A 23,078-nucleotide genomic window follows, 5' to 3' on the forward strand; every position below is an offset into this window, starting at 1 on the left:
ACATAGATCGAGCGTTTATCCGGCGCCTCCCTTAAAATCACAGCCCCACAAATGGCATTCGCCCGATCGACACGGGCCAGCACACCATGATTCGCATTTCAGAAATCAAGCTGCCGCTCTCGGCCGCTGAAGCGGGCGACGCTGCCCTCAACACCAGCCTCATCGAAGCCGCAGCTGGCATCCTGCACATCCCCCAAGCGGCGGTTGCGTCGCTCGCCATCTTCAAGCGCAGCTTCGACGCACGCAAGGTCAACCTACTGGCGGTGTACATCGTCGATGTGACGCTAGCCGACCCCAGCACCGAGCCGGCCCTGCTGGAAAAATACGCCAGCAACTCGCACATCCAGCCCACGCCCGACATGGCCTGGCATCCCATCGGCCAAGCGCCTGCCGACCTGGCCTTGCGCCCCGTCGTCGTGGGTTTTGGCCCCTGCGGCATTTTTGCGGCGCTGATGCTCGCGCGCATGGGCTTCAAGCCCATCGTGCTGGAGCGCGGCAAGACCGTGCGTGAACGAACCAAAGACACTTGGGGCCTGTGGCGCAAGAGCGAGCTGCACCCCGAGTCGAACGTGCAGTTTGGCGAAGGCGGTGCGGGCACGTTCTCCGACGGCAAGCTCTACAGCCAGATCAAAGACCCGCGCTACCTGGGCCGCACCGTGATGCGCGAGTTTGTGCAGGCCGGCGCGCCCGAAGACATTCTGATCGCCGCGCACCCGCACATCGGCACCTTCAAGCTGGTGAAGGTAGTGGAGAACATGCGCGAGCAAATCATCGCGCTGGGTGGCGAAATTCGCTTCGAGCAACGGCTGACCAATTTGCAGATTGAAGATGGACAGCTAGTAGGCGCCAGCATCCACGACCAGGCCACAGGCCAGCATTACGACATTCCCGTGCGCCACCTGGTGCTGGCCTTGGGCCACAGCTCGCGCGACACCTTTGCCATGCTGCACGCACGCGGTGTCTACCTGGAGGCCAAGCCGTTCTCCATCGGCTTCCGCGTGGAGCACCCGCAGGGCCTGATCGACCGCGCGCGCTGGGGCCGCCACGCTGGGCATCCGCTGCTGGGTGCGGCCGATTACAAGCTGGTGCACCACGCGCAAAACGGCCGCGCGGTCTACAGCTTTTGCATGTGCCCCGGCGGCACGGTGGTGGCCGCCACGTCTGAGCCCGGCCGCGTGGTCACCAACGGCATGAGCCAATATTCGCGCAACGAACGCAATGCCAACGCCGGCATCGTGGTGGGCATCACCCCGGCAGATTTTCCGCAAGACGCCGAGAGCCTGCGCGCCGCCATCGGCCCTGATGTCGACGTGCGCGTGCCCGAAGGCCAAAGCGTGCACCCACTCGCCGGCATTGCGCTGCAGCGTCAGTTGGAATCGCAAGCCTATGTGCTCGGCGGCAGCACCTACGAAGCGCCAGGCCAACTGGTCGGCGACTTCGTGGCGGGCAAGCCGTCCACCGCTTTTGGCAACGTGGAGCCGTCGTACAAACCCGGCGTGCACCTGGGCGATTTGCACCAGGCCTTGCCCGCCTATGCCATTGAAGCCATGCGCGAAGCCTTCCCCGCATTCGGCCGCAAGATCAAGGGCTTTGACCTGCACGACGCCGTGCTCACCGGCGTGGAAACGCGCACTTCATCGCCACTGAAAATCAGCCGCGACGACACCTACCAAAGCCTGAACCTGCGCGGCCTGTACCCTGCTGGCGAAGGCGCGAGTTATGCGGGCGGCATCTTGTCGGCCGGGGTGGACGGCATCAAGGTGGCCGAGGCCGTGGCCTGCAGCGTGCTCGGCTTGCCGGTACCGCCATCGCGCCAAAGCAAGGGCGAGTCCACTGGGCTTGAGGGGATGTAAGTCGGCATGCCCCACGCCTCACTCCACCACCCATCTCGCGCCACGTGGCGCCCGCTCGCGCTGGCAATCTTCGCCATGGGCGTGATCGTGCTCGCGTCCAACATCCTGGTGCAGTTCCCCCTCAACGATTGGCTGACATGGGGCGCGTTCACCTACCCGGCGGCCTTCTTGGTGAGCGAACTCGTCAACCGCTGGTTCGGCCCCGGCCTGGCGCGGCGTGTGGCATGGGCCGGTTTTGCGGTCGCCATTGCCGCGTCATTGCTGCTGGCGCCACCGCGCATCGCGCTCGCCTCGGCCTGCGCATTCATCGCCGCGCAGTTGCTCGACATCCATGTGTTCGACCGCCTGCGCCAAGGCCAGTGGTGGCGCGCCCCGGCAGTCGCCACGGTGTTGGCTGCAGTGCTCGATACCGCGGTCTTCTGGAGCCTGGCCTTTGCCGGTGAAGACTTGCCCTGGCTCACCTGGGCCGCAGGCGACCTGAGCGTGAAGCTGGCCGTGGGCGTGGGCCTGCTGCTGCCGTTTCGGTTGCTGATGCGCCGGCACCTCGCGCTTGCTTGACTCCGATTAAAGCAGCACAGCACAACGGTCTCTGGGAGCCGCTCTTGCCTTTGTAGCCATGTATCAAAGGGAATCTGGGAGTAAAAACCGGGATCTGCGCGAAGTGGGATTGCCACACTGACAAGATATGTCGCCATAGAATGGCGCCATCATGGACGCACAACGCATCACGATCTCGTTAGACAGCCTGTCCGAGGACTCTCACATGAGTCCTGATCGAGTTCGCCTGGGTGATCTTGCGCGCTTCGCTGAAGACGTAAAAACGTTTCTCCAAGGCGACGGAAAAGAGCTTGATGCCACCAATATTGAAGTGGCAGTGGTTCAAGGTTCGTTTGCCCTTCAAACAGCACCCATCCCGTTCGCTCCAAAACTCTTCTCTGACCTGAATATCTTGCAAAGAGGAGAGGTGCTTGATCAGGTAGATAAAAAGCGTCAGGCTGTGATTGAGCGCTGGCAAAAGGCAGCTCGTTCTACAGGCGCTCTCGTCTACAAGATCTTGGCCCCATTCTTGGAGATGCCCGTTGTTGTGAGCGTTGAGTCTGACTATCGCACCGATGACTCTGATCACTGGGTTGTTGTCGAGCGGTACGTCAGCGGGGAAATTTTAGATCTCGGCGGAGCTACTCAACCCAATGCCCATATCAAGCTTCCGGACGGAAAGACTCTAAAAGTAATTACCGACAAGGATTTCTTGCGAGACGACAAGTTGAATCGTTTGTACAAGACAGCGATGTTGCGCGTCAAGGCCGAATACAACACCCAAACTCGTACGTTACGTAATGCTCATTTGCTGGAGTTTGTTGAGCACACGACAGACATCGATGAAAGCCAGTTGGAGCGTATGAAGAGCCGTGGGGCGTCTGCGTGGAAGGATATCGAAAGCGCTTCCGCATGGGTGGACAAACTTCGGGGGGAAGGCCATTGAATAGCGTCCTTTTGGACACCAGCTTTCTGATTACGTTCGCAGATCCGAGTCGTCCATCCCATCAAGTTGCTCACCAATACTTTAGAGAATGCGTTCGTCGGCGCGTTCCTATGTATCTTTCAACTATTGCTGTTTCTGAGTTTGAAGTTAAACAACGCATAACTGACTTGCCATTGCGCAACTTCATCATGCTGCCCTTCAACATTGAACATGCCGTTCAATGCGGTGCTAGATTTGCTTCAACATCTCGGGATCCTGGCGACAACAGATCAGTCTTCAAGGACGATATGAAACTCATCGGCCAATGTGACGTTGAGGACATCACCCATATCCTGACTGAGGATGAAAATACTCTGGTCAAGTATCTTCGACGTGTTCACCCAGCTGTTTTCAAACCCACTCAAGCTGTGTTGCTTAGTGCAGGATTTGATACAGCGTGGTTCGATGGTGGCCAAAGGGGAATCGGCTGATTCTTGTACCGTGATTCCTAAACTGCTGCCTTGGCTCACCTGGGCCGCAGGCGACCTGAGTGTGAAGCTGGCCGTGGGCGTGGGCCTCCTGCTGCCGTTTCGGTTGCTGATGCGCCGGCACCTCGCGTTGCCAGCCTAGTCTTTCAGACCCTGCTCACGTTCTTCTCGTCAGTCCCATACGGTGCGACTGGCAACCTGCTCTTGGCCCAGTCCTTGCGTAAGCCCAGCAGCTTGCGCGAGCAGCGGCCCGGTTTGGTGCATGCCTAGGGGTTGTCTTGTATATACATGTACATCTGCGCAAGCCCAAAATGCGGCGTCCGGCTGATCCAGCTGGCCCGGTCAATGACTTTAAATTTCGCTGAACTCACAGGAGTACGACATGAGCAAGATGGGCAAGAACTTCAAGAAGATGACTTCGCTGCTGGCCGCCACGGCTTTCGGTGCATTGGCCATGGCCAGCAGCGCCCAAACGCAGGAAACCAAAATCGTGTTGGGCATGTCGGGCTGGACTGGCTTCGCGCCGCTGTCGCTGGCCGACAAGGCTGGCATCTTCAAGAAGAACGGGCTGGACGTCGAGATCAAGTTCATTCCGCAAAAAGACCGCCACCTGGCCCTGGCCTCCAAGGCCATCCAGTGCGCCGCCACCACCGTGGAAACACACGTTGCCTGGAACGCCAACGGCGTGCCCATCGTGCAGATCTTCCAGATGGACAAGTCGTACGGCGCTGATGGCCTGGCCGTTCGCGGCGACATCAAGAGTTTTGCCGATCTGAAGGGAAAGACCATTGGTGTGGACGCCCCTGGCACCGCCCCCTACTTCGGCCTGGCCTGGATGCTGAGCAAAAACGGCATGTCGCTGAAGGACGTGAAGCTCACCACGCTGGCACCACAAGCCGCTGCGCAAGCCTTTGTGGCCGGCCAGAACGATGCCGCCATGACGTACGAGCCCTACCTCTCCACCGTGCGTGACAACCCCGCATCCGGCAAGATTTTGGCAACCACGCTCGACTACCCGATGGTGATGGACACCGTGGGCTGCGACCCGGTTTGGCTCAAGGCCAACCCCAAGGCTGCCAAGGCGCTGACCGACTCCTACTTCGCCGCGCTCGACATGATCAAGGCCGACCCTACCAAGTCGAACGAACTGATGGGCTCTGCCGTGAAGCAAACCGGCGAACAGTTTGCCAAGTCGGCCGCTTACCTGCGCTGGCAAGACAAGGCGGCGAACCAGAAGTTCTTCGCCGGCGAAATCACCGGCTTCATGAAAGACTCTGAAAAGATCCTGCTCGAAGCCGGTGTGATCCGCAAAGCGCCTGAAAATCTGGCCGTGACCTTCGACGACAGCTTCATCAAGTAAAGATTCCATTCCCAGATCAACCGTGCACTTTGTCGGCTTCGCTGGTCGTACCGCTGGTACTGCCCGCGCTTCGCCTTCGCGTTCACGGCCGATCTGGAAACGGAATTGAGAATTTAAAGACTTACCGCTCCTTCACAACGACATGAGTTCCATACAAGTTCCGCGCCCCCTTCCGCGTCAACTGGCCGAAGCGCCGCGCCGCAAACGTAGTCGTTTATTTGCGCCGCTGCAGCCGGTGTCCAGCCAGGCCCGGTGGCTGCTCGGGCTTGCATTCTTTGTGTTGTTTGTGTTGGTGTGGGCAGCTTTTACACTGGGCGGCTATGTGTCGCCCACCTTCCTGGCCAGCCCGGTCACCATGGCGCGCGAAGCCTGGTTGCTGTTCACCGAATACAACTTCATCCACGACATCGGCATGACCGTGTGGCGGGTGCTGGGCGGCTTCATTCTGGCCAGTGTGATTGCCGTGCCGCTGGGCATTGCCATGGGCGCGTACAAGGGGGTTGAAGCCTTCTTCGAACCCTTTGTGTCGTTCTGCCGCTACCTGCCGGCCTCAGCCTTTATTCCGCTGCTGATTTTGTGGGCGGGTATTGGCGAACTGCAAAAAGTGCTGGTGATCTTCATCGGCTCGTTCTTCCAAGTGGTGCTGATGGTCGCCGTGACCGTGGGCAGCGCCCGCCGCGACCTGGTCGAGGCCGCCTACACCCTGGGCGCCGACGACAAAGGCATCATCCGCCGCGTGTTGATTCCCGGTGCCGCCCCTGGCATTGCCGAAACGCTGCGCCTGGTGCTCGGCTGGGCCTGGACGTATGTCATCGTGGCCGAGTTGATTGGCTCTTCGAGCGGCATTGGCCACATGATCACCGACAGCCAAGCGCTGCTGAACACCGGCCAGATCATCTTCGGCATCATCGTCATCGGCATCATTGGCTTGGTGTCGGACTTCGCATTCAAAGCCCTTAACCGCAAGCTGTTCGCCTGGAGCACCATTTGATGCACACCCCCAGGCTCCGCGCACTTCGTGTCGCTTCTCTTACCCCCTTGCAGGGGGCAACACCAGCAGCCCGGCAAAGCCGGTTCTGCGGTGTTTCCACGCTAATACCTGCACAACATTCCCTGCGAGGTGTTCTGTGAGTCAGTTATCTATCCAGGGCGTGTCCCGCGTATTTGAAACTGCCAACGGCCAGCGCACACAAGCACTGCAGCCGATTGATTTCGACGTGCACGAAAACGATTTCGTCACCATCCTCGGACCCTCGGGCTGCGGCAAGTCCACGCTGCTGCGCATCGTCGCCGGGCTGGAACGCCCCAGCACCGGCCGCGCCTTGCTCGACGGCCAACCGGTGGAAGGCCCCGGTGCCGACCGCGGCATGGTGTTCCAGAGCTACACACTGTTCCCGTGGCTCAACGTGCGGCAAAACATCTGCTTCGGCCTGCGTGAACGCGGCCTGCCAGAAGCCGAGCAACGCGAGCGTGCCGACTACTTCATCGCCCAAGTGGGGCTGCGCGGCTTTGAGCAGCACTTTCCCAAGCAGCTTTCTGGCGGCATGCAGCAGCGCACGGCGATTGCACGTGCACTCGCCAACGACCCGAAAATTCTGTTGCTCGACGAACCCTTTGGCGCCCTCGACAACCAAACCCGCGTGCAGATGCAAGAGCTGTTGCTCGGCATTTGGGAATCGGCCCGCAAGACGGTGCTGTTCGTCACCCACGACATTGACGAATCGATCTTCATGGCCAACCGCGTGGCGGTGTTCAGCGCACGCCCCGGACGCATCAAGTCGGACATCGCGGTCGACCTGCCGCACCCTCGGCACTACACCATCAAGACCTCGCCCGAATTCATGGCGCTCAAGGCACGGCTGACGGAAGAGATCCGCGCCGAAGCCATGGCCAGTGTGGAACATTAAGATCCCGACATGCCCCCACGCCAGCCCTTAACAGCCCACTCGCCCAAAGCTCCTTCACGCGCCAGCCGTCCCGCCCGCCCCGTAGCAGCGCCCGCCCCCAGCGTGGCGCTCTACCAGCAGATCAAGGACTTCATCGCCACCCGCATCCAAAACGGCACCTGGCGCGCGGGCGACCGCCTGCCGTCGGAGCACGAGTTGGTGGCGCAGTTTGGCATGTCGCGCATGACGGTGAACCGCGCGCTGCGCGAGATGGCCGAGCAAGGGCGCATTCGTCGAGTGGCCGGTGTGGGCAGTTTTGTGGCCGATGAAAAGCCGCAAGCCAACCTGCTGCAAATCGTCAGCCTGGCCGAAGACATTCGCCGCCGTGGGCACGATTACCAATGCAAGGTGATCACCGTCGAGCGCATCTCGGCCACGCTGGAAATTGGCTCGGCACTCGGCCTAGCCACCGGCGAATCGGTGTTCCACGCCGTGTGTGTGCACTTGGAGGACGGTGTGCCCATGCAACTGGAAGACCGCTACGTCAACCCGCGCATCGTGCCCGGTTTTGCGCAGCAAGACTTCACGCGCGAGCAACCTTCCGACTTCTTGGTGCGCACCGTGCTGCTGGATGAGATGGAACACGTGGTCGACGCCGTGCTGCCCAACCGCGACCAGGCCGCCCTGCTGCAGATCGACCCCACCGAGCCCTGCCTGCTGCTGTCGCGCCGCACCTGGGCACGCGGCGTGCCCATCACCATCGTCCGCTGCCTGCACCCGGGTGCGCGCTACCGGCTGGGCAGCCGGTTCCGAACCGACGGCAATAGCGTCACGGCCTGATCAGGCCGCTGGCGTTTAGAAGCGTGGTGTCTTGCCGGTGAACGACGGGTCGTAGCGCTGCATCTGCTTCAGGTCGTCGCGGTTGCGCACGCCGCATTCCAGATACTGCGCGTGCAAGGTGGCCAGCGCATCACGATCCAGTTCCACACCCAGGCCAGGCGTGGTGGGCACAGCCACCGAACCGTTGTCGAAGCGCACACGTCCACCCTTGATCACCTCCTCCTCCTGCCACGGGTAGTGGGTATCGCAGGCGTAGGTCAGGTTGGGTACGCTGGCGGCCACGTGGGTCATGGCCATGAGGCTGATGCCCAGGTGCGAATTGGAATGCATGGACATGCCCAGCCCCCACAACCGGCACATACGCGCCAAGGTCTGGGTGGCGCGCAGGCCGCCCCAGTAGTGGTGGTCGGACAGCAGCACCTTGACCGAGCCCATCTCGCAGCCCTTGCGGAAGTCTTGCATGGTGGTGATCACCATGTTGGTCGCCAGCGGCAGCTTGGTGTGTTTGGCCAACTCGGCCATGCCCTCCAGACCAGGCGTGGGGTCTTCGTAATACTCCAGGATCTCGTCGAGCGCTGGGGCCGCAGCGATGCTGGCGGCCAGCGACCAGTTGGCGTTGGGGTCTAAGCGCAGCGGCAGGCCGGGAAAGGCCTTGGCCAGTGCCTGCATGCAGGCCACTTCATGCGCGGGCTCGAACACTCCCCCCTTGAGTTTGATGCTTTGAAAGCCATACAGCTCGATCATGCGGCCCGCCTGCGCCACGATCTGCTCGGGGCTGATGCCTTCGCCCCAGGCATCGGGTGCGTAGGGCTTGCCAATGTGCTCCGCATACTTGAAGAACAAATACGCGCTGTACGGCACGGCCGGGCGTACCGCGCCGCCCAGCAGGTCGACCACCGGCGCGTTGACGATCTGGCCTTGCAAGTCGAGCATGCCGACCTCAAACGTGCTGATCACCTTGGGCGCATTTTTCGCGGCATGCGAGCCCGGTGCCAGTTCAAACTCCACCGCACCGGGCACGGCCTTGATGGTGGCGCGCACACGCTCTTCCATCTCATTGAGCGCAAAGGGCGACAGGCCGATCAGCAGCGGACGCGCCTGCTCCAGCACCTTGAGCATCGGCTCGTCGCCGTAGGTCTCGGAAATGCCGACGCGGCCGTCGCTGGTCTCGATTTCCACAATGGCACGCAGCGCCCAGGGTTCATGAATGCCGGCCGCATTCAGCAGCGGGCCGTCGCGGAAGGCAATCGGCGTGATGCGGACATGGGTGATGGTGATATCGCGTGCCAAGGTTGACTACTTTCTTTTCTGTGGGTTGATTGTTAGGTTACTCAGCGGTAGCCCCGGTCTTGCGCACCAACTCGCCCAGGCGGGCCGTGTCGGCAGCGGTAATGGCGGCCAATTCGGCCGGGCTGCTGCCCACCACTTGCATGCCAAACTGGGTTTCCAGCTTGTTCTTGAGTTCAGGCGCTTTCAGTGACTTGACGACCTCGGCGTTGAGGCGCGCCACCACGTCTTTCGGCGTGCCCTTGGGCGCGTACACAGCCTGCCAAGAAACCAAGTCAAGCCCTGGGAAGCCCGCCTCCGCCGTGGTCGGCACATCCGGGGCCAGCGGCGAACGGGTCTTGGTCGTCACCGCCAGAAATTTCAGCTTGCCTGCTTTCACCAGCGGCAGGCCTGCAGTGAGTTGGTCAAACAGAAATGGCACCTGGCCCGCCGCCACATCTTGCAGCGCTTGCGGGCTGCCCTTGTAGGCGATGTGCTGCATCGGCACCTTGATCAAGTCGGCCATCTGCGCGCCGGTAAGATGGGTGGAGGTGCCCGCACCCGACGAGGCGTAAGAAGCCTTCTCTGGGTTCTTGCGGATCCACGCCACCAGTTCTTGCACCGTGTTCACGCCCAGATCGCTGTTGACCATCAACACATTCGGTACATAGGCGATCAGCGAGACCGGCTCAAAGTCCTTCACCGGATCGTAGGGCAGCTTCTTGTAGAGCGAGGCATTGATGGCGTGTGTGCTGATGGTGCCGCCAATGAGCGTGTAGCCGTCGGCCGGCGCGCGGGCCACGGCCTGCACGCCAATCACGCCACCGGCGCCGGGCCGGTTGTCGATCACCACCGACTGCTTCAACGCCACCGACAAATCTTGCCCCACGGCGCGGGCGACAACGTCGGTTGATCCCCCTGCGGCAAATGGCACGACCCAGGTGATGGGCTTGGCGGCAGGCCAGTCGGCGGCGTAGGCGGCGGTGGCGAAGAGGCAGACGGCGCTGCAGGCGGCAGCAACCAAAGCGAAACGACGGTGCATGAAATGTCTCCAAAATTATTGAAATCGCAGCGCATTGAAGCACTAATGTATTAGTGTGTCAATGAAAGGCCCGTCTAAAATCAAGGTGCAACCCGCTACGCCCGATGAACACACCCCACAAACTCGACCGCACGCGCCAAGCCGCCCCGCAAGTCTTTGAATGGTTGCGCAAAGCCATCATTTCGCTGGAGCTCACGCCCGGCACGCCACTCGTGCGCACCGAACTCGCCGAACGCTTTGAGCTGAGCCAAACCCCCGTGCGAGACGCGCTGATGCAACTGAGCCAGGAAGGGCTGGTGGACGTCTTCGCGCAACATGCCACGCTGGTCAGCCGCATCGACTTGCGCTCAGCCGAGCAAGCGCAATTTCTGCGTCGCTCGATCGAACTGGAAGTGATACGCACATTGGCGCTGGCGGGGGACACCGTGCTGCACGCCCGTTTAGCAGCCATGGTGGACGTGCAAGCGGCCCTTGCCGCCCACGGCACCGACGAATTCATTGCCGCAGACCAAGCCTTTCACCGCACCATGTACGAAGCTGCCGGTGCACCCGATCTGTTTGAGTTGGTACGCCGCCGCAGCGGCCATCTGGACCGGCTGCGCCGCCTGGACTTGCCTTCTCCCGGCAACTCGGAGCGCGTGGTGCGCGACCACCGCCGCATCGTCGAAGCGCTGGCCATCGGAGACGCAGAAGCGGCACAGGAGGCGCTGCGCGCGCACCTCTCCGGCACGCTGGGCCGCGTGACCGACATCCAAATACGGTACCCGGAATACATCTCCGGATAACCTGGCCGGGGATTGGAATGGAGATCGGGCGAGGGGCGCGTCGGGTCGTGCCACCGCGTGGTATTGCGACCGTATTTCTTTTCGCCCGGCAGGGCTAGACATCTTGCAACATTTGCCTCTCTGAACGATGATGATGGCAACTTGTATAGACAGGATTTTTTGCCATGACCAACAGCTCTCTCGTCCTCCACCCCGGCCACGTTAGCCTGGCCGAATTGCGCCGCATCTACACCACCAATGCCCCGTTAGCGTTGGCTCCCGAGGCCGAAGCGGGCCTGCTCAGTTCGCAAGCTGCGGTGCAGCGCATCGTGGATGAAGACCAGGTGGTCTACGGCATCAACACCGGCTTTGGCAAACTCGCCAGCACCAAGATTGCGCACGACCGGCTGGCCGATTTGCAGCGCAACCTGGTGTTGTCCCACAGCGTAGGCACAGGCGCGCCATTGGCTGCGCCAGTGGTGCGGTTGATTCTGGCCACCAAGGCCGTGAGCTTGGCGCGTGGCCACTCGGGTGTGCGGCCTGCGCTGGTGCATGCCTTGTTGGCGCTGGCAAATGCCGGTATCACGCCTCACATCCCCGCCAAGGGCTCGGTGGGCGCTTCTGGCGACCTGGCGCCGTTGGCGCACCTGGCCTGTGTGTTGATTGGTGAAGGCCAGGCTTTCACGGCCGACGGCACGTTGGTCAGCGGCGCAGAAGCCATGCAAAGCATTGGTTTGGCGCCCTTTGTTTTGGGCCCGAAAGAAGGCTTGGCCTTGCTCAACGGCACGCAGGTTTCCACCTCGCTGGCCTTGGCCGGTTTGTTTGGTGCCGAGCAAGTGTTGGGTGCTGGCTTGGTGGCCGGCGCCTTGTCGCTGGAAGCGATTCAAGGCTCGATCAAACCGTTTGATGCGCGTGTACATGCCGCGCGCGGCCATCCCGGCCAGATCGCCGTGGCAGCCGCCGTGCGCGCCTTGCTCGACGGCAGCGAAATCGTGCCCTCGCACCCCGATTGCGGCCGCGTGCAAGACCCCTATTCCATCCGCTGTGTGCCGCAAGTGATGGGCGCATGTCTAGACAACCTGCAACACGCCGCACGCGTGCTGCAAATCGAGGCGAATGCGGCTTCCGACAACCCGCTGGTGTTCGACAACGGCGACGTGATCTCGGGCGGCAACTTCCACGCCGAGCCGGTGGCGTTTGCGGCCGACATCATTGCGCTGGCCGTGGCAGAAATCGGCGCTATCTCTGAGCGCCGCCTGGCGCTGCTGCTCGACACCGGCTTGTCGGGCCTGCCGCCTTTCTTGGTGCGTGACGGTGGTGTCAACTCCGGCTTCATGATTGCGCAGGTCACGGCCGCCGCCTTGGCATCCGAAAACAAGTCGCTGGCCCACCCGGCCAGCGTGGACAGCCTGCCCACCTCCGCGAACCAGGAAGACCACGTGTCGATGGCCACATTTGCCGCGCGCCGCTTGGGCGACATGGTGAACAACACCGCTGTGGTGGTGGGCATCGAAGCCATGGCCGCAGCACAAGGCATGGAGTTGAAGCGCGGACTCAAAAGCTCGCCGCTGGTGGAAGCTGAGTTTGCGCGCCTGCGCAGCAAGGTGGCCTTTCTGGAGCAAGACCGCTACCTGGCCACCGACGTGGAAAACATGCGCCTGTGGGCGCTGCAAAGCGAATGGCCGACGGCGGTGCAGCAGATCGTGCCGAGCTTCGCCTAAACGCCTAAGCCGGGGGGGTGGTCGGCGTGGTGGAGAACACACCGATCAGCCGGTAACTATGTCCCGGGTGGTAAAGCCTTGCAATCGACGCCACCCGTCCCTGCGACACCGTGCGCCGCGACACGCGTAGCAACGCCGCCCCGACCTCGGTTCGCAAATGCCCGGCCAGCGCAGCCTCGGCGTTTACCGCTTCCACCACCTGCTCGGCTGCGGTCAAGGGCGCACGCTCGAACAGATGGCCGGACGCGGTCTGGGCCGCCAGGTCCAGCGACAGAAAGTCGGGCACCACCTCGGGGTTGATGAAGCGCTCTTCAAACTGCACCGGCACGCCGTTTTCCAGGTGCAGCACCTGGCAGCAGAACACCTGGGCGCCCGGCGCACACTGCATTGCCTGGGCAATGGGTGCGCTGGCTTCAATGCTGGTTTGTAGCAGCACCACACTGCTATGGGTATGGCCGCGCTCATCGATCTCTTCGCGGATGTCTTTCACACTCAGGATGTTGGAGATCGGCTGCAGGTCGGCCACATAAGAGCCAGATCCATGCCGCCGCTCGATCAGCCCTTCGGCCTGCAATTCCTGCAGCGCGCGGCGCACGGTCATGCGCGCCATCTTGAATTGTTCGACCAGTTCCCGTTCCGACGGCAGCTTGAAACCCGGCTTCCAGCCGCCTTGCTCAATCGCCTGGCGGATGGCGCTCTTCACATCTTCATAACCGTTGCGTGTGGTGGCCATTCAAGCCTCCCGCAAATGGCGCGTGGTGGCGGGCGCGCCACTGGCCAGGGCACGCACGGCGTCGAAGCGCAGCCGGCCGCTCACCAGCCCCTGCGCATCGGTCACGGCCAGTTCGGCCGCACCGGTTTCCAGCAGCAAGGCCAATGCGTCACGCAGCGTCGCCGCGGCTTCCACACGTGGAGCGCCAGGCACCGGCGTTGCGGATTCCTGCACGTCACCCACCAAGGCCAAAGCCAGGCGTTTGAGCGCACGCCCCGCACCTAGAAATGAGGCCACGAAATCATTGGCGGGAGCGGCCAGCAAAGCATCGGGTGTGTCGATCTGCAGAATACGCCCGTCACGCAGAATCGCCACGCGGTCGCCCATCTTCAGGGCTTCGTCGATGTCGTGTGTCACGAAGACAATGGTCTTCTTCAGCTTTTGCAGGATGCGCAGAAACTCGTCCTGCAGCGACGCGCGGTTGATCGGGTCGATGGCACCAAAAGGTTCGTCCATCAGCATCACTGGTGGGTCGGCCGCCAGCGCACGCGCCACACCCACGCGTTGGCGCTGCCCGCCCGACAACTCGCGCGGATAACGTTGTCGATATTGATCCGGCGCCAGACCCACCAGCGCCAGCAACTCATCCACACGCGCCTGGATGCGCGGCTCCGCCCAGCCCAGCAGGCGCGGCACGGTGGCAATGTTCTCGGCAATGGTGAAGTGCGGGAACAAACCTGTCTGCTGGATCACGTAGCCGATATTGCGGCGCAACGCCACTGCGTCTTGTTCGCGCACGTTGCGGCCGGCCACCTCGATCAGGCCCGAGTCGGGCTCGATCATGCGGTTGATCATGCGCATGGTGGTGGTCTTGCCGCAACCCGAAGAGCCGATCAGCACACACAGCTCGCCTTCGGGAATGCTCAGCGACAAGCCGTCGACTGCGGGCCGCTGCGCGCCCGGAAACTGCTTGGTCAGGCCTTCGATATGGATCATGGATTGCGCAGCCCTTTGGGCGTGAAATGTTTTTGCAGCGAGCCGAACAAAGTATCAACCACGATGGCCAGCATGGTGGCGGGAATGGCACCCAGCAGCAACTGGGGCACGGCCATCATCGCCACGCCAGATGTAATGAATTCACCCAGGCCGCCGCCGCCGATATAAGCCGCCAGCGTGGCACCCGAGATGACCTGCACCGCCGCGATGCGCAGCCCGGCGAAGATGGTGGGCTGCGCCAGCGGCAGGCGCACGCGCCAGGTGATTTGCCGCTCACGCATGCCCATGCCGCGCGCCGCGTCGATCACCTCGGGGTCAATGCCGCGCACACCCGCATAAGTGTTGAGCAAAATGGGTGGCAAGGCCAGCAGCGCCAGCGCCACCAGCGACGGCAGAAAACCCGTGCCCAACAGCGGCATGGCCAGCGCCAGCACGGCCAGCGATGGCAGCGTGCGCCCGGTATTGGCCAGGTTGATGGCCAGCAGCACGCCACGCTGCGACAACGCCAGGCGCATGCCCAGCGGAATCGCCACCAGCGCCCCCAGCCCCAAGGCGCAAGCCGACAACAGCACGTGTGTCCACAGCGCGGAGCCCACGCGCGACGGGTCGGACAGGAACATGTCCCAGGCTTGCGACAGGATGTTCATGCCGCCCCCTTGCGCAGTTTGTTTTCCACGGCGTGCAGCGACACGTCGACCAGCACCGACAGCAGGCAAGCCGCCAACGCGCCAACCCAGATCTTGGCCGCGTGGTCACTCGACATGCCACTGAAGATGATGTTGCCCAAACCACCCGCGTTCACAAAGGCCGCCACCACGGTGATGCTGATCACCGTGACCGCCGCCACACGCAAGCCCGCCACGATGATGGGGGCGGCCAGCGGCAGTTCGATGCGGCGCAGGATTTGCGCGCCATCCATGCCCATGCCGCGCGCGGCGTCCACCACATCGGCCGGCACCTCGCGGATGCCGGTGGCCACGTTGCGGATCAGGATCATCAGCGAGAACATCACCATCGCCAGGATGGCGTTGGTTTTACCCAAGCCCACAATGGGAATCAGTAGCGCCAGCAGCGCCATGGTGGGAATGGTGTAGAGCACGCCCGCAATACCCAGCGTGATGGACATCACCCGCTGGCTGCGCGCGGCCCAAATGCCCAGCGGCAGCGAGATGGCAAACGCCAGCAGCAGCGCCGAACCCGACACAAAAATGTGTTCGCCCAAGGCTTGCAGCACCTGGTCCCAGTTTCTGATCAACCACTTCATGCCGCGCCACTCTCTTCAAATCCACGGCGGTCCAACAGCGTGCCAGCCAGCCAATGCGTGTACAACAACTCGACTTCGGGGCCCAGCGGGCGGTCTTCTTCCAGCGTGGGCACCAACGCGCGCACGGCCGCGTAGATGCGGCGCGCGCCCGCGCCCATTTGGTCGAGTGCCACGCCGCGCAGATCGACGGCCTGGGCGGCACTGAGCAGTTCGATGCAGGCCAGATAAGCCAAGGCATGACCCAGCCGTTGCGTCTTGTCGACCACTTGCGGTGCCATCAAGGCGTGGTCTTCCGAGGTTTCCGACACCGGGAAGAAATCCAGGCAAGCCGGGTTGGCCAGATGCCGCACCTCGCTCCACAGCGCGGTCAAGGTCTTTTGAATGGTGGCGAAGCCGGAATGGTCTGGCCCCAGCCGCGTGAGCTGCAACGGCAGCCCGCTGGTGCCCGGTGAATACAGCCGCTGACAGCGCTGCACCACGGCCGACGCCGCCTGGGCAAACGCCAGGCCCACACCCTCCAGCGAGAGCACCAGGCCAGGAATATGGAAGTTGCTGGTGGAGATCAGCCGCCCCGCCCCCAAGGCACCCACGGCGCCTTCAGGCAGCACCAGCGGGCTGTCGCCAGCGCCATTGAGTTCTGCTTCGATGTGTTGACGCGCGTCGCCCAGGGCCCACCAAGCGGCACCGTGGATCTGCGGCACACAGCGCAGCGACAAGGGGTCTTGCACCCGCCGCGCCGCGCCGCTTTGCCACAGCGCGCTGCCGGCCAGTAAGGCTTGCAGGCGCTCTGCGCTCTGCGCCACACCCGGCGTGGGCCGGGCCGCCACGGCCTCGGCGCAAAACGGCGACAGATTGGCCTGAAAGCCCTCCAGCGTGAGCACGGCCGCATGGTCCAGCAGATCGAGCACGCGGGCCAGGTGTTGCCAAGCCAGTGCCGCGCCACCCACGGTGAAGGCGTTGGAACTGATCAAGGCCAGGCCGTCCTTGGGGCCCAATTCCACCGGCGTGAGCCCGGCGCGGCGCAAGGCTTCAGCACCGGGCAGGCGCTCACCTTGATACTCGGCAATGCCGGCCCCCAGCAGCACCTGCATGGCGTGCGACATGGGCGCCAGATCAGCCACACCAATCGAGCCCACTGCGGGCACTACCGGGTGTACACCCGCATTGAGCAGTGCCAGCAGCGCATCAAACACGGCAGGTGTAATGCCCGAGCTACCAACGGCAAGTCCCGCCAGGCGGCTGAACAAGGTGGCGCGCACACGCTCTGCGCCCACTTCCGGCCCCACGCCCACACTGCGCGCCTGGATGGCGCGCACCTGGTAGGCCGCCTGCTGGGCCGGGTCAATCGCCTTGCCCACGTTGGCACCCAGGGCGCTATTCAAGCCGTAGATCGGTGTGCTGGACGCAGCCAGTTGATCCACCACGGCGCGGGCGGCCTGCAGCCGCTGCGCCACCGCTGGCGCAACGGCCACCCGGGCGCCGCCCTGCGCCACGCGCAAGACATCCTGCACCGAGACCGGGCCTTGGCCCAGCACCACGTCCGCGCCGGCTGGCGCCATGTTGTCGAATTGCATGCGTGCAGCCTTGGGGGCAATACTTAACGCACAATGCCCTTCTCTTTCAGGAAGGCCTTGGCCACGTCCTTGGGTTCTTCTTTCTCGCCGTCGACCTGGTAGTTCAACTGCGCCATGGTCGCATCGTCCAGCAGCGCGCTGATCTTGTTGGCGACTTCACCCACCTTGGGGTTGGCATCCAGCACGTCCTTGCGGATCACCGGGGCCAGGTAGTACGGTGGCCACAGGTTCTTGTCGTCTTTCAGGCGCGTGAGCTTCATGGCCGAGATCATGCCGTCGGTCGAATAACCATTGACCACCTGCACCTGGTCACCCTTCAGCGCCTGGTAACGCAGGCCGATGGCCAGTTGCAGGTCTTCCTTGAATTCCATGCCGTAGGTGGCCTTCAATCCGGGCAGGCCGTCCTTGCGGTCGCGAAACTCGGGGCCGGCACCCAGTTTCAGTTCCTTGGCCACCTTGGTCAGGTCGGACAGCGTGGCAATCTTGTACTTGGCGGCCACTTCGGGTTTGACCACCATCACGTAGGTGTTGTTCATCGGTGCCTGGTTCAGCACCACCAGGCCATTGGCGGCGTAAGCGGTCTTGACCTTGTCATAAACGGCCTGCTTGTCCGTCATGGGGGCTTCCTTCAGCACGGCCAGCAGCATGGTGCCGGTGTACTCGGGATAGAAGTCGATCTGCTTTTCTTCCAGCGCCTTCTGGGCGATGAGGGTGCCGCCCAGGTTGATCTTGCGCTCCACCTTGATGCCGTTGGCCTCAAAAGCCTGCGCATAGATCTCGGCCAGCACATATTGCTCGGTGAAGTTCTTGGAGCCCACACGGATCGTCTGAGCCGAAGCGGCAACAACACAACCCAGTGCCGCAGCGGCCACCAGAACGGTTTTAAGACGAGACTGCAGACGGGACGAAGAATTGGCAAACGGCTTGATCATGGAAAGCTCCGGCGACAAAATCATTGTGGAAGAACGCAACCCAACGCGAGCCATGCAATTGGCGTGCCCAGGCATCCAAGTGGTCTATGCCAGTTTTGCGCACCAAAAACAAACAACGTCGCCCCACGCCAAGTTGTATGAACCACTTTAATGCAAAAGTGCCCGTTTTGGCGCACTCCGAAAAGTGCATAAGCTAATTCAGTGCATGCATGTTTTTTCAGCGCCAGCGAGTTGACCATGCACCCGATTGAACCTATAGTGGTATATACCACTTCACTTATCAGCGCCACGAAAGCACGACCTTGAAGAACATCAACCTCACCTACCTCAACGGCCCCGACATCGCCCGCATCGGCTTGACGGACGACGAAATCCTGGCCGCCGTAGAACAAGGCCTGCTGGCCCAAGGCAATGGCCAGACGGTGATCGAGCCACGCGTCCACCTCACGCCCGACCCGGCGTTTCGCGGCCACTTCAACGTGCTGCGCGGCTACATCGCCCCCATGAACCTGGCGGGCGTGAAGATCGTGGGCGACTATGTGGACAACTACAAGCAGGGCCTGCCATCTGAGATGGCCATGCTGAACCTGTTCGACCCGCGCACCGGCATGCCCGTGGCCATGCTCGACGCCACCTTCATCACCGATGCGCGCACCGGCGCCATCACCGCACTCGGCGCCAAACACCTGGCGCGCAAGAACAGCAAGGTGCTGGGCCACATTGGCGCGCGCGGCACGGCCTACTGGAACGTGCGCCTGCTGAACCACCTGTTCGACTTTGACGAGATCCGCATCCACTCGCGCCGCCCCGAGAGCCGCGAAAAGTTTGCCGCCCGCCTGGAGCAAGACCTGGGCAAAAAGATCACCATCACCGAAGACTGGGAATCGTGTGTGCGCGGCGCCGACATCGTGGTCGAAGCCTCGCGTCTGGAAGAACCCACGCCGCTGCTCAAGACCGAGTGGATCAAACCAGGCGCGCTGGTCGTGCCCTACGGCACCATGAGCGCGGTCGAGTTGTCGCTCACCGACATCATGACCAAGATGGTGGTGGACGACTGGGGCCAGTGCAAGGGTGGCCCGTTCGGCTCCTTGCGCGCCCACGTCAACGCGGGCAAACTTTCTGAACAAACGCTGCACGCCGAGCTGGGCCAGATCGTGGCCGGCCTCAAACTCGGCCGCCAAAGCGACGACGAGACCAACATCTTCTGGCACCGCGGCCTGTCGCTGAGCGACATTGCCCTGGGCCACGCGCTGCTGCAGAAAGCCGCCGCCATGGGCATCGGCCAGCAACTGGTTTACGCCTAACGCTTTTTCACGACGCCAAGACATGATCGCCAACGCCCGCATGTACGCCGTCACCCCCGAGGTGGCCCAAGCCTGGCGCAGCTTGCTGCTGCGCGTGGGTGCACTGGCCGGCGTGCCGTGGGACTACGTGGAACACGCAGCCCCGGCGCCCGTGGCCGCGCTGTGGGATCGCACCGACCTGGGCGCGGCCTTCATGTGTGGCCTGCCCTACATCACGCGCGCCCACAAGGCCTTGGCGACGCACACCGCACCACCGGTCATTCTGGCTGCGCCCGTGCCAGCGCCCGCCCGTTACGCAGGTCAGCCGGTGTACTTCACCGAGTTTGTGGCGCGCCGCGATGCCGGGTTTGCCAACCTGGCCGCCACGTTTGGCCGCCGCTTGGCGCACATGCTGCCCGAGTCGAATTCGGGCTTCAACGCACCGCGCCACCATTTGATGACCTTGATGCAGTCAGCGCCAGCAGGCCAAACCAGCCTGTTTGCCGCCACCGCTGCACCCACCACCACACCCATGGCGGTGATACGCGCCGTGCTTGACGACCAAGCCGAAGTCGGTGTGGTCGACAGCTACGTGCTCGACCTGTTGCGCCGCCACGCCCCCGAGCTGATGGCGCCACTCGCCACGCTGGACGTGACCATCGCCTCGCCGATTCCGTTGCTGGTCAGCAGCCCCAACCAGGCGCCTGAGGTCACGCAGCGTGTGCGCGAAGCCCTGCTCAACGCCCATGAAGATGCGGCATGCCGCACGCAGATGGATCTGCTGCTGCTGCAACGCTTCACCACTGCTCAGTCCGAAACCTATGAGGTGCTGGCCGCGCGCGAAGCCGCAACCAACCGCGCGGGTTTCGCCCTCACTACATCCGCAGACTAAACCGTCACCCTCTTTTTTGCCCAACGCCTGGAGACAGCCATGAACGCACCCGAAACCTTCACACCACAGAACGCTGATCCACGCGTAGACCCGACCCGCGTCATCCGCGCGCCGCGCGGCACCACCTTGCACTGCAAGAACTGGATTGCCGAGGCCGCCTACCGCATGATCCAGAACAACCTCGACCCCGAAGTGGCCGAGAACCCGCAAGCCCTGGTGGTCTACGGCGGCATTGGCCGCGCCGCACGCGACTGGGCTTGTTTCGACCAGATCCTGGCGTCGCTCAAAGACCTGGAAGAAGACGAGTCGCTGCTGGTGCAATCCGGCAAGCCCGTGGGCGTGTTCAAGACGCACGCCAACGCGCCACGTGTGTTGATCGCCAACTCCAACCTCGTACCCAAGTGGGCCAACTGGGAACACTTCAACGAACTCGACCGCAAGGGCTTGTTCATGTACGGCCAGATGACGGCCGGCAGCTGGATCTACATCGGCGCGCAAGGCATCGTGCAGGGCACGTTTGAAACCTTTGTCGAAGCCGGTCGCCAGCACTACAACAACGATTTGTCCGGCAAGTGGATCCTGACCGCCGGCCTGGGTGGCATGGGCGGTGCGCAGCCGCTGGCCGGTGTGTTGGCAGGAGCTTGTGTGTTGGCCATCGAATGCCAGCAAAGCAGCATCGACTTCCGCCTGCGAACGCGTTATGTGGACAAACAAGCCAAGGACATTGACGACGCGCTGGCGCTCATCCAGCAGCACACGGCGGCCGGTGAAGCCGTGTCCATTGCGCTGCTGGGCAACGCCGCTGAGATCGTGCCCGAGCTGGTGCGGCGCGCCAAGGCCGGCAGTATCAAGCCCGACCTGGTGACCGACCAAACCTCGGCCCACGACCTCATCAACGGCTACCTGCCCGTGGGGTGGACTGTGGCCGAGTGGAAAGCCGCGCAGCAAGACCAAGCGCAACACGCCGCGCTGACCGCCGCCGCCGCCAAAGGCTGCGCCGTGCACGTGCAAGCCATGCTCGACTTCCAGGCCATGGGCATTCCCACGGTGGACTATGGCAACAACATCCGCCAGGTGGCGTTCGACCAAGGCGTGCAAAACGCCTTCGACTTCCCCGGTTTTGTGCCGGCCTACATTCGCCCGCTGTTCTGCGAAGGCAAGGGCCCGTTCCGCTGGGTGGCGCTCTCTGGCGACCCGGAAGACATCTACAAGACCGACGCCAAGATCAAAGAACTGTTCCCCGACAACCACCACACCCACCGCTGGCTCGACATGGCGCGCGACCGCATCGCCTTCCAGGGCCTGCCCGCACGCATCTGCTGGCTCGGCCTGGGCGAGCGCCACCTGGCCGGCCTGGCCTTCAACGAAATGGTGAAGAACGGCGAACTGAAGGCGCCCATCGTCATCGGCCGCGACCACCTGGACACCGGCTCGGTGGCCAGCCCCAACCGCGAGACGGAGAGCATGCGCGACGGCACCGATGCGGTTTCTGACTGGCCGCTGCTCAACGCCCTGCTCAACACCGCTGGCGGCGCCAGCTGGGTGAGCCTGCACCACGGCGGCGGCGTGGGCATGGGTTACTCGCAGCACGCCGGCATGGTGATCGTGGCCGACGGAACGGACGCCGCCGCGGAGCGCCTGGCGCGTGTGCTGGTGAACGACAGCGGCTCGGGCGTGATGCGCCACGCCGACGCCGGCTACGAACAAGCCATTGCCACAGCGAAGAAGCAAGGGCTGAAGTTGCCGATGGTCAAGTGACCGTGAAGCGATCGGCCAAGGATGGTTCTGTAATCATCCTTTAAGCCTTCACACGGTCTCGGTACGGTGGCAAAAATTTAGCTGCCCCATTCCCACTTCTCGGGAATGGGGTGTTCATTTTTGAAAAAGCTGCGTCCATACTTCGCGGATGCCAGCTCGTCGTCCCTTGCCAGCCAGTCCCTCAGCCGTCCCCACCGCCGACCGCGTGTTGCAGGTCTTGGCGGTGCTCGCGCAGCAAGGCCGCACCATGGCCGCGCCCGAGTTGATGGAGCACACCGGCCTGGCGCGCAGCACGCTGTACCGCCAGTTGGCGCGCCTCAAACGCTGGGGCTTTGTGCTGGAGCGTGATGGCCAATACGCGCCCGGCCCGGTCAGCCTGCAACTCGCGCTGGGCTTCGACCTCGCCTCCCATTTGGTGCCCTTGGCGCGCCCGGCCATGGCCGAGCTGTGCCAGCAGTCGCATGAAAGCGTGGGCCTGATCGTCGCCGTGAACGATCAGGCGATTTGCCTGGACATGGTAGAGACCAGCCAGTCGCTGCGCTGCTCGTTTGAAAAAGGCCGCAGCGTGCCGCTGCGCCTGGGTGCCTCGGCCAAATGCCTGCTCGCCCACCTGCCCGAAGACCGGCGCAATGCGCTGCTCGACCACCACTACGGCGCCAACACACCCACCCGCGCCGCCGCACTGCAAGAGCTGCAAGCCATACGCGACACGGGTTATGCCGTCAGCACCAGCGAGGTGGATGCCGGCGTGTGGGGCTGCAGCGTGCCGCTGTTCCGCGCGCCGCGCCAGTCGGTCGGTGCGATCACGCTGATGGCACCCATCTTGCGTGCCCAAGGGCAGGAGTCGGCGCTGATCCACATGACCGTGGTGGCCGGTGCCCGCATCTCGCGCGAGCTGTCACCCCATTGATGCAGCCGTGATACCGCATTGCTTCCCCGCCGACCCTACCCCTCTCTTTTCCCCCTCTTTTTGACATCCCCCAAC

The 23,078-nt window shown here is 62.9% G+C and carries 23 protein-coding genes; 15 read left to right on the forward strand and 8 right to left on the reverse strand.

All coding sequences use genetic code 11. The features are described from left to right. Positions 1–86: 86 nt before the first annotated feature. From ACPWMG_RS24100 to hutC, 9 genes are all read left to right on the forward strand, one after another. On the forward strand, positions 87–1,853 hold the full coding sequence (locus ACPWMG_RS24100) for an NAD(P)/FAD-dependent oxidoreductase (RefSeq protein WP_483302017.1): 1,767 nt from the start codon (positions 87–89) through the stop codon (positions 1,851–1,853). A 6-nt stretch (positions 1,854–1,859) separates the two neighbouring features. Beyond that, positions 1,860–2,411, forward strand: a complete 552-nt coding sequence (locus tag ACPWMG_RS24105; RefSeq protein ID WP_483302018.1) for a VUT family protein — start codon at positions 1,860–1,862, stop codon at positions 2,409–2,411. Between the two features lie 151 nt (positions 2,412–2,562). Further along, positions 2,563–3,336, forward strand: coding sequence for a hypothetical protein (locus tag ACPWMG_RS24110; protein WP_483302019.1), 774 nt, complete (start codon positions 2,563–2,565; stop codon positions 3,334–3,336). Between the two features lie 110 nt (positions 3,337–3,446). Beyond that, the gene (locus tag ACPWMG_RS24115) at positions 3,447–3,806 is read left to right on the forward strand and encodes a hypothetical protein (protein ID WP_483302020.1); all 360 of its coding nucleotides are present in this window, start codon (positions 3,447–3,449) and stop codon (positions 3,804–3,806) included. A 10-nt stretch (positions 3,807–3,816) separates the two neighbouring features. Next, complete coding sequence (locus ACPWMG_RS24120; RefSeq protein ID WP_483302021.1) at positions 3,817–3,945, forward strand: hypothetical protein; 129 nt, start codon at positions 3,817–3,819, stop codon at positions 3,943–3,945. Between the two features lie 249 nt (positions 3,946–4,194). Further along, complete coding sequence (locus ACPWMG_RS24125; RefSeq protein WP_483305331.1) at positions 4,195–5,163, forward strand: ABC transporter substrate-binding protein; 969 nt, start codon at positions 4,195–4,197, stop codon at positions 5,161–5,163. Between the two features lie 142 nt (positions 5,164–5,305). Continuing rightward, entirely contained in the window at positions 5,306–6,154 is an 849-nt protein-coding gene (locus ACPWMG_RS24130) for an ABC transporter permease (RefSeq protein WP_483302022.1), read from the forward strand. A gap of 136 nt (positions 6,155–6,290) precedes the next feature. Continuing rightward, entirely contained in the window at positions 6,291–7,070 is a 780-nt protein-coding gene (locus tag ACPWMG_RS24135) for an ABC transporter ATP-binding protein (RefSeq protein WP_483302023.1), read from the forward strand. Positions 7,071–7,079: 9 nt separating this feature from the next. Then, entirely contained in the window at positions 7,080–7,889 is an 810-nt protein-coding gene (gene hutC, locus ACPWMG_RS24140) for a histidine utilization repressor (protein WP_483302024.1), read from the forward strand. A gap of 15 nt (positions 7,890–7,904) precedes the next feature. Here hutC and ACPWMG_RS24145 read toward each other — a convergent pair whose 3' ends face one another. Beyond that, positions 7,905–9,179, reverse strand: coding sequence for a glucarate dehydratase family protein (locus tag ACPWMG_RS24145; protein ID WP_483302025.1), 1,275 nt, complete (start codon positions 9,177–9,179; stop codon positions 7,905–7,907). Positions 9,180–9,216: 37 nt separating this feature from the next. After that, the gene (locus ACPWMG_RS24150) at positions 9,217–10,197 is read right to left on the reverse strand and encodes a Bug family tripartite tricarboxylate transporter substrate binding protein (protein WP_483302026.1); all 981 of its coding nucleotides are present in this window, start codon (positions 10,195–10,197) and stop codon (positions 9,217–9,219) included. Between the two features lie 104 nt (positions 10,198–10,301). Here ACPWMG_RS24150 and ACPWMG_RS24155 point away from each other — a divergent pair, with 104 nt between their 5' ends. Continuing rightward, positions 10,302–10,982 carry a GntR family transcriptional regulator gene (locus tag ACPWMG_RS24155; RefSeq protein ID WP_483302027.1) on the forward strand — a complete coding sequence of 227 codons (681 nt, stop codon included), beginning with the start codon at positions 10,302–10,304 and terminating at the stop codon, positions 10,980–10,982. Positions 10,983–11,146: 164 nt separating this feature from the next. Continuing rightward, positions 11,147–12,682, forward strand: a complete 1,536-nt coding sequence (hutH, locus tag ACPWMG_RS24160) for a histidine ammonia-lyase (RefSeq protein WP_483302028.1) — start codon at positions 11,147–11,149, stop codon at positions 12,680–12,682. A 4-nt stretch (positions 12,683–12,686) separates the two neighbouring features. Here hutH and ACPWMG_RS24165 read toward each other — a convergent pair whose 3' ends face one another. The 6 genes from ACPWMG_RS24165 to ACPWMG_RS24190 are packed head-to-tail and all read right to left on the reverse strand — an operon-like array spanning position 12,687 to position 18,160. Then, the gene (locus ACPWMG_RS24165) at positions 12,687–13,415 is read right to left on the reverse strand and encodes a UTRA domain-containing protein (protein WP_483302029.1); all 729 of its coding nucleotides are present in this window, start codon (positions 13,413–13,415) and stop codon (positions 12,687–12,689) included. Beyond that, complete coding sequence (locus ACPWMG_RS24170) at positions 13,416–14,390, reverse strand: ABC transporter ATP-binding protein (RefSeq protein ID WP_483302030.1); 975 nt, start codon at positions 14,388–14,390, stop codon at positions 13,416–13,418. It abuts the gene before it with no gap. Then, positions 14,387–15,037 carry an ABC transporter permease gene (locus ACPWMG_RS24175; RefSeq protein ID WP_483302031.1) on the reverse strand — a complete coding sequence of 217 codons (651 nt, stop codon included), beginning with the start codon at positions 15,035–15,037 and terminating at the stop codon, positions 14,387–14,389. Before ACPWMG_RS24175 ends, ACPWMG_RS24170 begins: the two co-directional genes overlap by 4 nt. Beyond that, positions 15,034–15,654 carry an ABC transporter permease gene (locus ACPWMG_RS24180; RefSeq protein WP_483302032.1) on the reverse strand — a complete coding sequence of 207 codons (621 nt, stop codon included), beginning with the start codon at positions 15,652–15,654 and terminating at the stop codon, positions 15,034–15,036. Before ACPWMG_RS24180 ends, ACPWMG_RS24175 begins: the two co-directional genes overlap by 4 nt. Then, positions 15,651–17,228, reverse strand: a complete 1,578-nt coding sequence (locus ACPWMG_RS24185) for an HAL/PAL/TAL family ammonia-lyase (protein ID WP_483302033.1) — start codon at positions 17,226–17,228, stop codon at positions 15,651–15,653. The genes ACPWMG_RS24180 and ACPWMG_RS24185 overlap by 4 nt, the downstream gene beginning before the upstream one ends. 23 nt (positions 17,229–17,251) lie before the next feature. Beyond that, on the reverse strand, positions 17,252–18,160 hold the full coding sequence (locus tag ACPWMG_RS24190) for a glycine betaine ABC transporter substrate-binding protein (RefSeq protein ID WP_483302034.1): 909 nt from the start codon (positions 18,158–18,160) through the stop codon (positions 17,252–17,254). Positions 18,161–18,462: 302 nt separating this feature from the next. Between ACPWMG_RS24190 and ACPWMG_RS24195 the strand changes: the two genes are divergently transcribed. The 4 genes from ACPWMG_RS24195 (at position 18,463) to ACPWMG_RS24210 (ending at position 23,003) form a co-directional block, all read left to right on the forward strand. Next, complete coding sequence (locus ACPWMG_RS24195; RefSeq protein WP_483302035.1) at positions 18,463–19,464, forward strand: ornithine cyclodeaminase family protein; 1,002 nt, start codon at positions 18,463–18,465, stop codon at positions 19,462–19,464. Between the two features lie 22 nt (positions 19,465–19,486). Continuing rightward, positions 19,487–20,335, forward strand: a complete 849-nt coding sequence (locus ACPWMG_RS24200) for a phosphate/phosphite/phosphonate ABC transporter substrate-binding protein (RefSeq protein ID WP_483302036.1) — start codon at positions 19,487–19,489, stop codon at positions 20,333–20,335. Between the two features lie 39 nt (positions 20,336–20,374). Continuing rightward, positions 20,375–22,093 carry a urocanate hydratase gene (gene hutU / locus ACPWMG_RS24205; RefSeq protein ID WP_483302037.1) on the forward strand — a complete coding sequence of 573 codons (1,719 nt, stop codon included), beginning with the start codon at positions 20,375–20,377 and terminating at the stop codon, positions 22,091–22,093. A gap of 148 nt (positions 22,094–22,241) precedes the next feature. Then, on the forward strand, positions 22,242–23,003 hold the full coding sequence (locus tag ACPWMG_RS24210; RefSeq protein WP_483302038.1) for an IclR family transcriptional regulator: 762 nt from the start codon (positions 22,242–22,244) through the stop codon (positions 23,001–23,003). The last annotated feature ends 75 nt before the right edge of the window (positions 23,004–23,078 follow it).

The sequence above is a fragment of the Hydrophilobacter chitinilyticus genome, assembly GCF_049860745.1.
Taxonomy (GTDB): Bacteria; Pseudomonadota; Gammaproteobacteria; order Burkholderiales; family Burkholderiaceae_C; genus Rhodoferax_B.

Excerpts from the sequence above, each read along its gene's own strand:
- ACPWMG_RS24100 (WP_483302017.1), top strand. The coding sequence starts at position 87 with ATGATTCGCATTTCAGAAATCAAGCTGCCGCTCTCGGCCGCTGAAGCG.
- ACPWMG_RS24105 (WP_483302018.1), top strand. The coding sequence starts at position 1,860 with ATGCCCCACGCCTCACTCCACCACCCATCTCGCGCCACGTGGCGCCCG.
- ACPWMG_RS24110 (WP_483302019.1), top strand. The coding sequence starts at position 2,563 with ATGGACGCACAACGCATCACGATCTCGTTAGACAGCCTGTCCGAGGAC.
- ACPWMG_RS24115 (WP_483302020.1), top strand. The coding sequence starts at position 3,447 with ATGTATCTTTCAACTATTGCTGTTTCTGAGTTTGAAGTTAAACAACGC.
- ACPWMG_RS24125 (WP_483305331.1), top strand. The coding sequence starts at position 4,195 with ATGGGCAAGAACTTCAAGAAGATGACTTCGCTGCTGGCCGCCACGGCT.
- ACPWMG_RS24130 (WP_483302022.1), top strand. The coding sequence starts at position 5,306 with ATGAGTTCCATACAAGTTCCGCGCCCCCTTCCGCGTCAACTGGCCGAA.
- hutC (WP_483302024.1), top strand. The coding sequence starts at position 7,080 with ATGCCCCCACGCCAGCCCTTAACAGCCCACTCGCCCAAAGCTCCTTCA.
- ACPWMG_RS24150 (WP_483302026.1), bottom strand. The coding sequence starts at position 10,197 with ATGCACCGTCGTTTCGCTTTGGTTGCTGCCGCCTGCAGCGCCGTCTGC.
- ACPWMG_RS24155 (WP_483302027.1), top strand. The coding sequence starts at position 10,302 with ATGAACACACCCCACAAACTCGACCGCACGCGCCAAGCCGCCCCGCAA.
- hutH (WP_483302028.1), top strand. The coding sequence starts at position 11,147 with ATGACCAACAGCTCTCTCGTCCTCCACCCCGGCCACGTTAGCCTGGCC.
- ACPWMG_RS24165 (WP_483302029.1), bottom strand. The coding sequence starts at position 13,415 with ATGGCCACCACACGCAACGGTTATGAAGATGTGAAGAGCGCCATCCGC.
- ACPWMG_RS24170 (WP_483302030.1), bottom strand. The coding sequence starts at position 14,390 with ATGATCCATATCGAAGGCCTGACCAAGCAGTTTCCGGGCGCGCAGCGG.
- ACPWMG_RS24175 (WP_483302031.1), bottom strand. The coding sequence starts at position 15,037 with ATGAACATCCTGTCGCAAGCCTGGGACATGTTCCTGTCCGACCCGTCG.
- ACPWMG_RS24180 (WP_483302032.1), bottom strand. The coding sequence starts at position 15,654 with ATGAAGTGGTTGATCAGAAACTGGGACCAGGTGCTGCAAGCCTTGGGC.
- ACPWMG_RS24185 (WP_483302033.1), bottom strand. The coding sequence starts at position 17,228 with ATGCAATTCGACAACATGGCGCCAGCCGGCGCGGACGTGGTGCTGGGC.
- ACPWMG_RS24190 (WP_483302034.1), bottom strand. The coding sequence starts at position 18,160 with ATGATCAAGCCGTTTGCCAATTCTTCGTCCCGTCTGCAGTCTCGTCTT.
- ACPWMG_RS24200 (WP_483302036.1), top strand. The coding sequence starts at position 19,487 with ATGATCGCCAACGCCCGCATGTACGCCGTCACCCCCGAGGTGGCCCAA.
- hutU (WP_483302037.1), top strand. The coding sequence starts at position 20,375 with ATGAACGCACCCGAAACCTTCACACCACAGAACGCTGATCCACGCGTA.
- ACPWMG_RS24210 (WP_483302038.1), top strand. The coding sequence starts at position 22,242 with ATGCCAGCTCGTCGTCCCTTGCCAGCCAGTCCCTCAGCCGTCCCCACC.